The sequence below is a fragment of the Calothrix sp. PCC 7507 genome, assembly GCF_000316575.1.
Lineage (GTDB): Bacteria > Cyanobacteriota > Cyanobacteriia > Cyanobacteriales > Nostocaceae > Fortiea.
On sequence record NC_019682.1, the window covers coordinates 4,349,460 to 4,363,654 of the forward strand.

The following is a 14,195-nucleotide window of genomic DNA, read 5'->3' on the forward strand; positions in this document are numbered from 1 at the left end:
CTTAATAATTCAGGTAGAATACAGAAGCTAGAATATTCAAACAGAAAGAAAATAATTTCTTAATGAATATGATAACGAGAATAAAATCTCATAAGGAATAACATCTGACTGCCGCATTCCTCTATATTTAAAAACTTAAGCTATTACTTGCTGCCACCAAGAATCTAAAATCGCTAAACTCCAACGACGATACCATATTTTTAGATCAATCTCTTTACTCAATTCATGCACTGGAAAATAATCACTCCACTCTTGATCTATCCATTGCTGAAAAGGGAAAAAGAACCCTCTCTTTGGACGATTAATGACCCAATTTGGTAACTCAGGAATCGCCTGAATTAATAACTGTTTACTTCGTGCGAGACGCATCACACTAGGAATTGAGGAAATAGTTTCGAGTAGAACCCGATCAACTAGAGGTACTCGCAATTCTAAGCCCCATGCCATACTCATCACATCACTATCTCGTAATAATTGATTACGCAAATAGCAACTTAGTTCTAACTGGCTTACTTCATCTTCTAAAGAAGAAAAGTTTTTAGCCATATCTAATTCCTGTGAAAAAATTAGATTTTTATCCGGTAAATCGTTTAAGTAATGCTGAGTAATTCTCCAGGCTTCTCCATGAGAGAAAATTCCCCTAAAACTGCGGTAAGCAGCTGTAGTTGTTGGTTTTTGCTGTAAAAAATCTCCTAAACGCTTCAACTTTGATGATTTCCCCCAAGTAGCTAGTCCTCTACCTATTCCATTACTTATGGCTGGGATTTTCTGTAATTCTTTCCCCCAATGCACCATATTTGGCACTTTTTGGAATGTTTTATAGCCGCCAAATATCTCATCTCCGCCTAATCCAGATAAAACTACTTTTATGCCATTTTGATGAGCAACTTGAGATACGCAAAAAGTATTAAATCCATCAATACTAGGCTGATCAATTTTTGCTAAAAACTGAGGTAATAGTTCTCTAGCTAAAGAGGCTGTAATCTTATATTCTGTATGTTCAGTATCAAATTCCTCAGCAACTTGTTGAGCTATCTTTCCTTCATTCCACTCATTTTCTGCAAAAGCAATGGAGTAAGTGCATAGTCTACCTTTTTGGCTTTGACGTACTAAGGCGACAACAGATGTTGAGTCAATACCTCCACTCAGAAATATCCCTACTTGCACATCACTGATTAAGTGGTGTTCAATAGAGTCAATTAGAGCATTACGAACTTTATCTCTTGCATCTGTTAATGATATTATTTCTGGAATAAAGTTAATTTGCCAGTACTGTTTTTGAATGATTTTGTCTGCTTGCCAATGCATGTAATGACCAGCTTGCAGACAATGAATTCCAGCAATTAAAGTATTAGGCTCCGGTGCTGTTCCACTGATGAGATAGCCATACAAACCCTCTGGACTCAAGCAAATACTAGGCAATTTAGAAGCTAAAACTGCTCTGATTTCTGAAGCAAATACTAAAAAAGAGCTAGATTGCCAATAGTATAGCGGTTTAATTCCTAAAGGGTCGCGGGCAATAAAACAGGTCTTTTCTTGATTATCCCAAATAGCAAAAGCAAACATCCCTCGCAAATTATTTACACATTCGGCTCCTTGATATTGATAAAGCTTAAGAATAACTTCAGTATCTGTTTGTGAATTAAATATCTCTCCTGTTGCTTCTAAATCTCTTCGTAATTGCCGAAAGTTATAAATTTCTCCATTAAAAGTAATCCAGTAGCGTCCATCAGATGTAGACATTGGTTGATGCCCAGTGGCGCTAAGATCGAGAATAGAAAGGCGAGTATGAGCAAAAGCAATTTGTTGATTTGGAGAGATATAAATTCCTTGATCATCAGGGCCACGATGCTGTAGAGAATTTTGCATTTTCTGGATCAAGGGTTCCAAATTATATTTGGTTTCAGGTTTAGCTATAATTCCGGCAATGCCACACATAAAGATAATACTGAAAAAGTTTTAATAAACTCTAAAAACTTTAATAGTCTGTAAGGATAGTTTGGTAAATCTCAACTATTCTGGCTGCTATTTGGTTCCAAGTGTATTGTTTTATAATGATTTTCCGAGCGCGATCGCTCATATCTTGAGCGCCTTGAGGATGACTCAGATAGTCTTCAATAGCCAAGGCGATCGCTGACACATCTAGTTGTGTCACATAACCTAGTTGGTATTGTTGAACCATTGAAGCTAGAGCCACACCAGGGGTAAGTAGAACAGGGATACCAACAGCTAAAGCCTCTAGCACTACCATACCGAAGTTTTCGGAGTGGGATGTTAAGGTAAATAAATCCGCTCCTTGGATGAATAAGTTCTTGGTTTCTCCAGCAATAAATCCAGCTAAATAAGTGCGATCGCGGATACCATTAGCAAAGAGAAGAGACTCAATTTCTGCTTCATATTCTTCGTCACCACTACCCGCTAAAACAAAGGTGAAACGGTGATGAGTGAGTTTACCTAAAGCCGGAATTAAATAATCTAGTCCTTTTTTTGGATGTAGGCGGGATAGAAACAAAATAACAGGCTCATTTGCTGGGAGATTTAGCAGTTGTCGTAGTTGGTAACGCGCATTAGGAATTACAGTAGGTAGAAAAAGTCCTAGAGGTAATACAAAACTAGGTAGACAAAATCCTAAGTTAATAAATTCTTGCTGTTCCTGTTCAGAGGTGAAATGGATAGCTTGACTATTTTTAATATTTTTCTGCTCTATTAAACAGAGATAAATTTGCTTTTTTAACTTACTTTGTTGCAAAGACCATTCACTTAGTAAACCGTGAGGAATAACAATATAGGGAACACGTTTACAGCGGGCGATCGCCATTGCTATTGTAGATGCATAAGAGAAAATAGCATGAATATGTAAAATGTCATACTGAGATATATTTTGCCATAGCCATATAGTTAGCTGCCAAGAAAAAGCGTATTCTCTGACAGCTTTGATAACTGGTGAAAAGCGAGAGAAAAACCAGATTGGAACTTGCTGATACTCAATGCGTTGCTGTAAAGGAACATTGAGTAAATAATCACCACGATCATTAGTCGTGACAATTTCGGCATCTACGTTGTTAATTCGTAATGCCTTAACCATATCCAAAACAGCTAGACTAGTACCACCTCGCACCTGAGAAATAGAGGGAATAACGTGGAGAACTCTCATCATGGAGATCCACTGTATGAAGTAAGTGCAAGATTTCACCCAAATAGAGTTTTTGTACTTTTATTAGATGATGCTTCCCCTATTTTTTTCGGCAATTGCTTGTTGATAAAGTGCAATATATTGGAAAATCATTTTTGTGCTATTAAATCTTTGAGAATTAACAAATCCTTTTGATTTAAGCATATCTAGTATAGGCAGATGAGCAATAATTTTTGCTGCTGTTTCTTGAGGTTTATCGGGTTCTATATATATCGCGGCTTCTCCCCCCACATCATTCATGGGAGGACGGTTTGATGTAAAAACAGGACAACCACAAGCTTGCGCTTCTATAATTGGCCAACCAAACCCTTCATATAAAGAAGGGAATAGTAAAGCCGTTGCAGCAGAATATAAAGAGCGTAAACTTTCATGATCAATTTCTACTAACTCTATTACTTTTTGAGTTAGGTTATGAGTTTTGATGAATTGGCGCATTTCATCAGTCATTGGCTTTCCTGCCATAACTAAATAAAATTCTGGTTGTTTTAATTGCAATGTCATCTGATAAAAAATTGCTAAAACTCCCAGACGATTTTTATACCAATGATTTGCTCCTACATGAAGAATGAATTGATGATCTTGAGGAATTCCCAAAGCCTGCAAATATGGCTGATATTCTCTCCTTTTCATAGGGGTATATGGATAGTTTAAACCCATAGAAATCAGAGATACAGCACTTTCTGACAAAGAACTAAGACGTAACACATCGCTTTTAGTCTGTGCTGAAACACAGGTAACTTTTTGTGCTTGGTTGATTCCTTGCAAAATCATCTGCTGCAATTGTTTACCAGTCCATCCCGTGCGATATTCTGGAAACTCTCCTAAACCAGAACGTATTGGTAATAAGTCATGACAAGTAACTACATGGGGTATATTTTGCAAATATTTTGTGTAAACTGCATTGCCATGATCGCATATATGGACGATGTCTGCCCAAGATAATGCTGGACATAGTTGTTTAGGGAAAAAAAATAACTTATCAATATAACCTAACCATTTGCTGAATATCGAGGGTAAAGGAAGCTTTCTACTCCAGATTTTAGGGCGAATAATATGTACTTTATGTCCAAGTTGGGTTAAGTGATTTTCCAGCATTTGGACAAATATATCCATACTTTTGATGGCATCTGGTTGATAATTGCCTATCAACAATATTTTCATGTTTTGATATCAACTTTTTTAGACTTTGATTTGAGGTGCCAGACAAACCTTTTAACATTAATTAAATACTCGGCAGGCAGTATTTTTTTGATTAGACTTTTGCTCAAAAGTTCTAATGTTTGAGGCAACAACTGCTTTTGCAATTCTAAGATATCGTTAGGTGTCATTGTGGCAATTGAGGTATTAGGAAAAGCTGGATAACTTCTCTTAAAACCAAATCCTAAATAATCCATTACTTCTGGAGTTAGATTATCAAGATACTCAGTATTTACTAGATTTTTTTCACCATGTCCAATATATTGACTACCAACCTGATCAACTTGAAAAAGCAAGGTGTTTCTGCTGAAGTTTTTATCTTTGAATGGCTCTGCTCTGTGTATCCCGTGGATATCACATACAATCATACTTCCCTTAGCCATTGGGAAAGTTATTATGTCTTTTTTAAATTTACTGTCAACATAGCTATCACTAAGGTAAACTTCATGATCGTATTTATTAGACCATTTATGAGAATCAGCAATATATTGAAAGGCATTTTTATCCACATCAGACAAGTAGAAAAGAAATAATAAACCAGGCATATCATGCTTGCCAGATAGCTGCTTATCTCTTTGCAGGTTATTATCTGTATGCCAAGGCATATGTGCAATTTTAGATGTCTGATAAATTCTATGATTAGTTATTTTATAACTATCATTAAAATATCCTTGACAAATCTCTAATATCTTACTTGATGTGATGACATCGTAGGCTTTTTTGGATCTGGCGAGACAATGGGTTAAAAATTTTACATTTTGAGCTTTGACTACACCAACATCATTGGTATTAATCAGTATCTGATTAAAATCTATTTCTTGTAGTAGTTCATCAATATACTGTTCATTCAGTGCTTGCTCAAAAACAAAGTACCCCTTATCTTTAAGGTCATCAACTATTTGATTGGTCTTGAAGTTACTGAAATCTAAATCAAACATTGATTAATCCTCCCTATTAACTCAGCTTCATCCAGAGTAAATTGGAGTGATATTACATTTTGCACGCAGCAACACCACCCAAAATCCTTGAGAAATCGCGGCAGAAGACATTATTTTAGGAAAGCAGCATGTAAGTATTACACCCACTATTCTTGATTGATTACCCTGAAGAGTCAGCTTTAAGTCACTTTGGTACTTAAACTTGCCCGGTTCTCAGTAGAATTACTATTATTAGCAGCACCTGGACGCTATGTTAGCACATCATTATTGTTATGTCTTTAGCTGATCAAACTTTTTGCTAGTCTCGAAATAGGTCAAAATTGGCGATATCTGTAACGCTTACACTTACTCAAAGAAGGTTGCATTAACGTAATGTAACAGCATTTTTTGTAACTCATGATACATTTATTTGAGCTACCAGATTTTTTGACAGAGGAATAATATACTTTTCTCTAACGTATAAAACATCTTGTCTTCTTTTTGATAGAACTTTCTATGGTTCTTTATTTTTATCTTTGTTCCCTCCTAGTGTAGGTTTGCCGCACGCTAGCACTTCTAGATAAATGATGCCAAATCCTTCTTGTTGACTAGGCCTTGCCTTTTACTAAATCTTGGCAAGTAGACTTGATTGATGATGTAAACTAACACCAAAGAAGTAGCGATGCTACCTGTAACTTCCACGAAGGAACCGCCAGGATTAATCATCGCGAGTCCTGGCAAAAACCACGAAGTAAAGCCTACCCAGTTACCATTAATAAGTTGATATCCAGCTGTAATATCAATCACTCGGATGACTGTCCCCAAGACTATGAATCCTAAAATTACTCCTAATGAACCAAAGTTGAGATATAACTCTAAAACTGATCCAACCCCTATGCTAGTTCCTACAGCAAACTTCATACCCGTGTATCGGCTGACAATATCCCCACTACCTGCGGTAACTGGCTTACCCTGCCACAGAATACGAGGGACTAATGCTATTGCTGCTTGTTCTAAAGTTTCGCCACCAGCATAGTCAATTTTACCACTGGAGATATACCTGACAGCCTTACCCACTAGGGCATTTTGATTCATCCGCAAATCAATTAACTCTAAATGTTTCTGGTTGAACGGATCAAATAGCTCGAAGTTTGTGGCTGTTTGTTGTAACTGCTCAATTCTTGTCTGTGTATTTTTTTCACCCCAAACTGTGGCTCGAATTTGATTGCGATCGCGCAGGTAGTTCACAAAGGCAGAAAAACCAAGAAACATAACTAATAAACCGATGAAGATTACTCTCCATCGTGGGCGGTAAAAAGTGAACGTGAAGACCAGCACCACTGTGGTTCCAGCAGCACCATAACCAAAGAAACCCATAGTTAATGTAGTAATCAAGGGTAGACAACAGGCGATCGCTAGCCAGAATATAATGGCTAAAGTATTTCTCATACACCAAGCTTTCCAGCAAGCCAGACACAAACCCACAATTAAGTAAAATATGCCTAAATTAGCTAAGGCTGCAAAGCTAGGAATTTTAGCCAGAATGGGAGATAAAACAAAGATAAAGACTAGCCCCAAAACAAGGTAGGCTTTGACAAGTTTTAAATTCGGTTGGCGAGGAAACTCATAAAACCAACTAGGCTTGAGTATTTTGAGCGCTAGAGGGGCTAGGATAATGCTGCCGAGTCCAAATCCTATGACACCATAAACACTTTGGTGAAAACCTACGCTGACATCAGTCGGTGCGATCTCCTCAATATGTGATTTGTACCAAGGGAAAACATAAATCATCCCTCCAAACCAATGGATGATGGATAAACTCAGCAAAAAAAGCAATGGTAACCCAACACTTGGTACTTTTTTATCCCACTGTTTGTGGATAACTAAACCCATAACAACTATCCAAATGAATAGCCAAAACATTAACCACTTCTGTTCTAAAGTCAGCATAGTTAACCGAGCTTTTGCTGCAATAAATCTGCATGAATGCGAACAAAGTCAGTAGCCACCTCTGCCCAGTCCCTAGGTTGAAAGTCTTGATAAACTCTCCACACCATTTGCACCAAATCTTGGCGATGTTCATGACACCATTTCAAGCGTTCTACAAAGCCTGTTGGACAGCGAATTGGTAGTAACCAGCCAGTTTTTCCTTCAACGATAATATCCGCACCTGAGCAATTTGTTGTCGCTAAAATTGGTAAACCAGCAGCCTGAGCTTGGGCTAAAACAACGGCATAGCCATCTTGAATAGATGTGAAGATGAATACATCTGCCCATGCATATAATCTAGGCAATTCAGATTGAGGTTGCTTGGCAATAAATTCGATATTTGCACTATTTTTTTGGGCGAGTTCACTAGTCTCAGGCACAACTGCACCAACAAATTTAACTTGGCAAGATGAAGATACTAATTCTGCGATTTTGACAAAATCAATTGCTCCCTTTTGGTATGAAAAATTGCCCACCATTAAAATACGCAGCTTTGGTTCAGAGAGAATTCTACGACATCTATTTTCAATAACTTGTTGTTCTGGACGAAATTTTTTTAATTGCGTCCCCAAAGGTAAAATTTTGAGTTTATCTGGCGTAATATCTTGACTAATAAAAGACTGATAAGCAAAGCTTGAAAGTACTAAAACTACATCAGCAAGTTGATACTCTCGTTCTTCCCTGGCAATCATCCATTTACTTGGCTTACTAACCAATACACCAGCTCGCTTTTCTTCTTCTGATAGCAGTTGGAATTGAGTATGAATATGGGCAGAACCTCTTACCAGAGTTTTCAGCACACTCTTATTTGAAAGTGCTTGAAAAATCTCTTCAGCTACACCACTAAAAACGTGGACGACATCATAGTCACACTTGATAATAGTCTCAGCAGCCCACTTAGAAAATTCAGAATGAAGAAAAGCTTCAAAATCAGGAGTAGCTAAAACTCCATGAAATTTATGAATCAAACGAGTTAAAATGCCATGTATCAAAAATGCTCTAATGTATTGTTGAGGTACACCAAATTGTTCTACAACTTTCTTGGGGTAATTTGTTAATAAAGTAATATCATGCCCTTGGTTAATTAGCTCTCGTGCAATGTCAAACGCATGAAAACGACCATGAACTACAATTGCAATTTTGAGTTTCATAGTTGTTATTGTAAGTATTCTGTCAGAGAAAGCATTGTCTTTAGTCGGTCTTTATAGGTGTGTTGACCTTGGGTAATTAATGTATAGACGCTCTGAGCGAGGCGTTGACGTTCAGCATCATGATTTAGCAACCACTGGGTTTTCTCGACCATCTCAGGAATCGTCCTGAAGTAAATAACTGCTTGTCCCTCTTCACCAAAAATTTCTCGATGTTCTTGAGTATCTTCGGTGAGCATACAAGCTCCTACTGCGGGAACTTCAAACGATCGCATACAATGACCATCACGATTCGCTCGCCGGACTAGGCAAAGAGCAACTTTCGCACGACGAATTGCTCGCCTTAGGGTTTGAACATCTGCCTGACCCTGGGTATAGGATCTGGTTTCAGGATAAGCTTCCCAATAATTACCATACAGATCCAGATGAATTCCTGCCTTAATTAAAAGATTCATATAGGCGATGCGATCGTTGTCAGCTCCACCCGCAAAAACTACATCAGGGACAACTTCATCCTGCATTGGGTTTAAGTAATCTTCAGGGTAAAACAGATCTGGGTCATAACCAAAGGGTAAGTATTGAACTCTTTGACAACCAACTTTCAGTAAATCATCTAGATTGGCGCGACGGGGAGAAAAGATAATGTCGTAGTGAGATAGAGTTTGAAAGAACCACGGAGCATAGTGAGCAGAATTCCACGGATCATCTGTAAGAAAGTTAAGGCGCTGAATTCCCATTGCACCAATCTGCTTTAGGGCTAGCTGACTGATAGGAGCAATTCCGGTTGTTAATAACAACTTAATTTGAGAATTGCGACAAGTCTGGACTACTTTTTGATTAAAAGCTATTAAATTGGATGGATATTTACCTCGTAAATGCCAATTGATTTTCCTGATCCACCACGGAGCTTTATAGGCAAGGCTAGTATTATGGTGAACAGCATCAAAGTTAAGCGCAATAGCTGCTTTAAATAAGGCATCAGCAATATTGGTTCCACCAGAACCACCAATCACAATCAAGCTCATAATAAAGCCCTAAAAATTAGATAACTGATTTTCATCCTCAAGGTAAATTTAAGGAGTAAATTCTTGGCTGATTTAGCGTTGGTATAATCTAAAAATTCTGGTTTTTCTAGAGGAAAATTTTATTAACTGATCTGTCCCCACATTTTATATGAAAATAAAGATTTAGATACAAAAAAAAGAAAGTCTCGGAATCTATCAAATACTCTTATAGGAGTAATTAAAGTGATTGTAGAAAATATTATATAAATAATATATAATTTAAGCATTATTGAAAAATCCAATTTTAACCCTTGAAAAGTATTTTTAGGTCTTATGCCAAGACAAATACCTAGAGCAAATTTCCATGATTGAACACGACGATATTCAATAATCCAAAAAGGATAAGTAAATAAATATAGTTGAATAAATATTATCTCTAACACCCTGTTGCGGTTTAAATTATCTAGATAGGGAGCTATACCATCAGCTATGAGCTGTCCAATCAACACCATAGGTAATTTTCTTTCAATAATTGGGCAAGGATTTAGTCTTGATTTGGGAACATGGCTATTGACAGTTTCACCAGGAATTTTGATATCTTTCCTGACAGCAGACATATCGAGTTCCAACAATAAACTACCACTGGCTATGACTCTGGAAAACACGTACATTTGGTACATTTCTGAGCCATCCCACTTGTCTGTATAACAATTTTGTGCCTTGACTCGATCAATTACAATACCAGTCACAAAAGCAACATTCCGGAAGTGGGTAGCAGCAATTTCCAGTCCTGAGCCAACTAATCTTGACTGTCTGATACGTTGAGTTTTAAGTCCAGTTCCCCAGTCTTCGTAATTAGTTATGACAACTCCCAAAGATTCATACTTTTGCATTTCTTGGTAGAGATCTTCTAGGGTAGTGGGTGAAGCTAAACAATCATCATTGCCATGTAAAAAGCAATATTTACCTTGTGCTAAAGCTATACTGGTACGTATATTGCCGTCGTATCTGAGATTATTTTCTTGTTTTTTATAAACAAAAGAAACTCCTGACAGATCTAAGTACTCAATTAACTCATTCTCTCTACCATCAGTTGATTGGTCATCTGAAATGCATATTTCAAAGTCTTTGAAGGTTTGACTTGCTAGTACTTTACATGCCTCAATCAAAAATGAAGTTCGATTATATTGAGGAATGCAGATAGAAAAAAACGGATTAGTTATGTTTTGGTTTTTAATCTTCATTTTAACTCCTGTCAGTACATTTTAAGTTTTTTTGTAAAGTTGAATACAAACGCTTATTAAAATTGCAGAAGCAAAGCCTAGTAAAACATAGGAGTTGAGCTACTAATCATGAGAAAGAAAAGTAAAAATATTTCTTAAGTGGTTATGATCTGAAAAGATGTTTGGGTCGAACAATTTTGGATTGACTCCCTAGATAAATCTACTTGCTCTGTAAATCAAGAAAATATGGGTCATTAGGTTTCGCTAATTTGGTTTTTAACTACTTTAAATTGAGCCTCATAATTCCATTCTTCTAGGATACGTTTCCTACCGTGTTCGCCCATTTTTCTCATCTCTATTCGATGTTCAAGATACCATTGCAAGGCTGTGGCAATACTTTCTGGATCATCAGGATTACAAGCCAATCCGTAGCCAGGTTCAACATACATTTGTTTCCAGTCTGGCAAATCAGAAACTATAAGTGGCAGTCCACAAGCCATGTAATCAAAGGGTTTATTGGAAGCACCAACCATACATTGCATGTTGATATCTTTGTCACCAATAGGCATGAATGCAAGCCCAACATCACATTCTCTGCACCATTTCAACAGCTCATATCTGGGCATAGCAGCAACAAACTCAACCTGGTTGCTGATGCCAATTTGCTCAACTATCTCTTTTAACTGTTGTGTATAGCTTTGATGACCCACTGTATCATAGCCAATCACGCGCAATTGGACAGTATTAGGCAGCATTAGCAAAGCTTTTAATACAGCCACTGGCAGTCGAGATGGTGTGATAGAGCCGTGGTACAAAATCTGCAAACCATTTCTTTGAGAACCTAGACGATCTGGAATAGCTTCTGCCTGAGCAGGACAGTTCCATAGGCAGAAAAGATTGTGCTGAGTGCTTGTATCAAGGGCAAACCGCTCGACTCGTTGTTGATTCGGCAAAATGCATATTTTAGCTCTGTTAGCTAACAATTTCCGAGTAGTCAAACAGCAGCGAATGAAAAAGCTGTTCTCTGTAGTGCTAGGTGAGTCGTGTTCATGATAAACAACGTTAATGTAAGGTAACAAACTTAATAACAGAGCTACAGGGCTGGATAGCAAGTCAGAAGCATATACCCATTGAGGCTGCCAGCTTAACGTCGATATCAGCACCCAAAGACTAAATAGCCAATAATGCAACTTCTGTCGCCATCCAGATGAGCAAAATGGCATAAGTTGTACTGTGATTTTCGGATGAGGTGGAAAGCACAAAGCCGATGTACCAAATATTCCAGTACCTAAAAGCCGCACCTCCCAGCCCTCTTGCGCCAAAATACGGGAACTATGTTCTAAAGGTGGGTAACCTCCAGGGTTGGTGTATTGGACGTAGATAATTCTTTGTCTAGTGACCATTGTATTGATCTCTATAAACTGGTCAATCTTACCTTGATGTAGTTAATTCTTTTTGATTATTCAATACTTCTGGAGATAAGGCACATATCATCCGATTTCCGTATTTTGGGTTGGGAGGTATAACTGTAAAACCCATTGGTTCTAAATCTTTCTGAAACTGCTCAATTGAGTATTGATTATGCAACTCAGCAATAATAATTTTGACATTTTTTAGCCACTCATTTGGCTGACTAAATAGCTGTTTTTCTGCGCCTTCAATATCTACTTTTAAAATATCAATCTTGTTTAAACCTGATAACTCTATGATTTCTGTCATGGTATAACTACGAACAATGGTTTCCTCACTTGAGTCTGGATCAATATACCCTCCCCAACTCCATTGAGTATTAGAGAATCTTAACTCACCTGAATAGTTACTAACTGCACCTGCAATTACTTGGGCTTGGTTACATTTTTCCAGCCATGATATATTTCGTCTTAGTACGGATAAATTAGTAGTGGACGGCTCAACTAATACATATTTAGCATTTGGGAAATACGCTCTAAAAAACAGCGTAGTTATACCAATGTTTGCACCTAAATCAATAATACTTGATGCTTCCTGTAACCAAATTTTAGGTATTTGATAACAGCATTCAAGAAAAATCTCATGCAACACAAAGATATCACCAGTATATGTTCTGAGCCATAAATCAGTACAATAGTCACCGAATTGAATTTGATAAGATTTTGGAGGTAAATGATTTGCTGATTGAGCAATATTTAATACATTATTTATATGAAACTTTAGTGTAGCAATAGCCAACCTGAGACCGCTATTAAAATTAGCTCCCATCCTAAAACACAAACTTATTTCTCGCAAGTAATGTTCAAGCTTTTGAATAAAAAAGTTTTCAGGTAATAATTTTGCCATGATAATTAACTCCTTGATTTATTATGGTGTTTAGTTATTAAGTTTCTAGTTGGTATATTCATTTGTATTTCTGAAATTGAAGCTTCTTAGAATCAACTATCTACATATAGAGATTCTCACTCGGATACAATAATTCGGTTCCTTAATAGCTTGTAAAGTACTAATGAAAATATCAATACCCTTGGTGGGATCAAGCCGACTTAAGAACAGGGTTATACCAATTTACGAAAACGCTGATACAGACAGATTTCTCGTAGAGGTAAGGCATTGCCGTGCCTGTATCATTATTAAAGTGAAATGGTATTAGTGTATTGGACATAGATAATTTTTGTCCCATGAGCATTTTCTGAAAAATTTTAGCTGGCAATATCAGATAATATTTTTTAAATTTTAGCTGGCAGACTTGCTAGCAAAAACTGTTAAATCTCCTGCCAAAATATCTGGAACCAGCCAACGTAATTTAGCAAATTTTCCCGAACATCTCACTTTTTGTACTTGCAACCCATATTGATTCAGCAATTTACTCAAAGTGCCCAAGGTAAAGTAGTGTAAATGCTGACCATCCCACTCAGTAGAGTTATCTCTCTTTTCAACATTAGATGTGCAAGGTAATCTACCACTTAGCAAATCTAACCTATGTTTTATGTAAGCAATATTAGGAACTTGAATAACCGTAACTCCATTTGGCTTCAAAACACGAGCAATTTCTTTAATGGCGTGATGTACATCGAAAACATGCTCTAAGACCGCCAGCATGGTTACCACATCGAAGCTGGCATCTGCAAATGGTAGATCATTGTCATCCAGATTAAGTTGTTGGCAATAAATTTGATATTCACGTTTCATCAATTCCCAAGCAATCGAGAACTCAATAATATCAACTCCATAAGTGTAGGTAGATACTCTGCTAAGAGGTATTAAGAAATCACCAGTGCTGCATCCAATATCTAGAACAGACTGGAAGGGGGCAAACTCAGCTAGTGTGGCTAAAACATTTTCTTGTATATCTTCTTGCCAAAAACTATCTTGAAATTCAGACAGATTTTTCTTTTCTAAGAAACTTAACTTAGGTTGCCATTTTTGCCATGCATTCTCATTGGTAAGATCATAATGCTGGCTATAATATTTTTGAGCCGTAGATTCATTCATTGTTATTTCCTACTACACACATCTACAGAGCAAATTTTCCACTAACTGAATAAAGATTG

At 37.1% G+C, this 14,195-nt stretch carries 11 protein-coding genes; all 11 read right to left on the reverse strand.

Going from position 1 to position 14,195, the window contains the following annotated elements; genetic code table 11:
• Positions 1 to 135: 135 nt before the first annotated feature.
• Positions 136 to 1,938, reverse strand: coding sequence for an asparagine synthase (glutamine-hydrolyzing) (gene asnB, locus CAL7507_RS18565; RefSeq protein WP_015130025.1), 1,803 nt, complete (start codon positions 1,936 to 1,938; stop codon positions 136 to 138).
• 40 nt (positions 1,939 to 1,978) lie between these two features.
• The gene (locus tag CAL7507_RS18570; protein ID WP_042342279.1) at positions 1,979 to 3,154 is read right to left on the reverse strand and encodes a glycosyltransferase; all 1,176 of its coding nucleotides are present in this window, start codon (positions 3,152 to 3,154) and stop codon (positions 1,979 to 1,981) included.
• Between the two features lie 63 nt (positions 3,155 to 3,217).
• Complete coding sequence (locus tag CAL7507_RS18575) at positions 3,218 to 4,354, reverse strand: glycosyltransferase family 1 protein (protein WP_015130027.1); 1,137 nt, start codon at positions 4,352 to 4,354, stop codon at positions 3,218 to 3,220.
• Complete coding sequence (locus CAL7507_RS18580) at positions 4,351 to 5,328, reverse strand: phytanoyl-CoA dioxygenase family protein (protein ID WP_015130028.1); 978 nt, start codon at positions 5,326 to 5,328, stop codon at positions 4,351 to 4,353. Before CAL7507_RS18580 ends, CAL7507_RS18575 begins: the two co-directional genes overlap by 4 nt.
• Positions 5,329 to 5,883: 555 nt before the next feature.
• Entirely contained in the window at positions 5,884 to 7,257 is a 1,374-nt protein-coding gene (locus CAL7507_RS18585; RefSeq protein ID WP_015130029.1) for a hypothetical protein, read from the reverse strand.
• A gap of 2 nt (positions 7,258 to 7,259) precedes the next feature.
• Positions 7,260 to 8,447 carry a glycosyltransferase family 4 protein gene (locus CAL7507_RS18590; protein WP_015130030.1) on the reverse strand — a complete coding sequence of 396 codons (1,188 nt, stop codon included), beginning with the start codon at positions 8,445 to 8,447 and terminating at the stop codon, positions 7,260 to 7,262.
• A 5-nt stretch (positions 8,448 to 8,452) separates the two neighbouring features.
• Positions 8,453 to 9,469 carry a glycosyltransferase gene (locus tag CAL7507_RS18595; RefSeq protein ID WP_015130031.1) on the reverse strand — a complete coding sequence of 339 codons (1,017 nt, stop codon included), beginning with the start codon at positions 9,467 to 9,469 and terminating at the stop codon, positions 8,453 to 8,455.
• 122 nt (positions 9,470 to 9,591) lie between these two features.
• The gene (locus CAL7507_RS18600) at positions 9,592 to 10,692 is read right to left on the reverse strand and encodes a glycosyltransferase family 2 protein (RefSeq protein ID WP_015130032.1); all 1,101 of its coding nucleotides are present in this window, start codon (positions 10,690 to 10,692) and stop codon (positions 9,592 to 9,594) included.
• Positions 10,693 to 10,925: 233 nt separating this feature from the next.
• On the reverse strand, positions 10,926 to 12,074 hold the full coding sequence (locus CAL7507_RS18605) for a glycosyltransferase (protein ID WP_015130033.1): 1,149 nt from the start codon (positions 12,072 to 12,074) through the stop codon (positions 10,926 to 10,928).
• A 28-nt stretch (positions 12,075 to 12,102) separates the two neighbouring features.
• On the reverse strand, positions 12,103 to 12,987 hold the full coding sequence (locus tag CAL7507_RS18610; protein ID WP_015130034.1) for an FkbM family methyltransferase: 885 nt from the start codon (positions 12,985 to 12,987) through the stop codon (positions 12,103 to 12,105).
• A gap of 390 nt (positions 12,988 to 13,377) precedes the next feature.
• Positions 13,378 to 14,136: a class I SAM-dependent methyltransferase gene (locus tag CAL7507_RS30180; protein WP_015130035.1), complete on the reverse strand. Its 759-nt coding sequence runs from the start codon at positions 14,134 to 14,136 to the stop codon at positions 13,378 to 13,380.
• Positions 14,137 to 14,195 lie beyond the last annotated feature (59 nt).

Bases quoted from the DNA above. Each gene is read 5' to 3' on its own strand.
- asnB (WP_015130025.1), bottom strand. From the start codon at position 1,938: ATGTGTGGCATTGCCGGAATTATAGCTAAACCTGAAACCAAATATAAT.
- CAL7507_RS18570 (WP_042342279.1), bottom strand. From the start codon at position 3,154: ATGAGAGTTCTCCACGTTATTCCCTCTATTTCTCAGGTGCGAGGTGGT.
- CAL7507_RS18575 (WP_015130027.1), bottom strand. From the start codon at position 4,354: ATGAAAATATTGTTGATAGGCAATTATCAACCAGATGCCATCAAAAGT.
- CAL7507_RS18580 (WP_015130028.1), bottom strand. From the start codon at position 5,328: ATGTTTGATTTAGATTTCAGTAACTTCAAGACCAATCAAATAGTTGAT.
- CAL7507_RS18585 (WP_015130029.1), bottom strand. From the start codon at position 7,257: ATGCTGACTTTAGAACAGAAGTGGTTAATGTTTTGGCTATTCATTTGG.
- CAL7507_RS18590 (WP_015130030.1), bottom strand. From the start codon at position 8,447: ATGAAACTCAAAATTGCAATTGTAGTTCATGGTCGTTTTCATGCGTTT.
- CAL7507_RS18595 (WP_015130031.1), bottom strand. From the start codon at position 9,469: ATGAGCTTGATTGTGATTGGTGGTTCTGGTGGAACCAATATTGCTGAT.
- CAL7507_RS18600 (WP_015130032.1), bottom strand. From the start codon at position 10,692: ATGAAGATTAAAAACCAAAACATAACTAATCCGTTTTTTTCTATCTGC.
- CAL7507_RS18605 (WP_015130033.1), bottom strand. From the start codon at position 12,074: ATGGTCACTAGACAAAGAATTATCTACGTCCAATACACCAACCCTGGA.
- CAL7507_RS18610 (WP_015130034.1), bottom strand. From the start codon at position 12,987: ATGGCAAAATTATTACCTGAAAACTTTTTTATTCAAAAGCTTGAACAT.
- CAL7507_RS30180 (WP_015130035.1), bottom strand. From the start codon at position 14,136: ATGAATGAATCTACGGCTCAAAAATATTATAGCCAGCATTATGATCTT.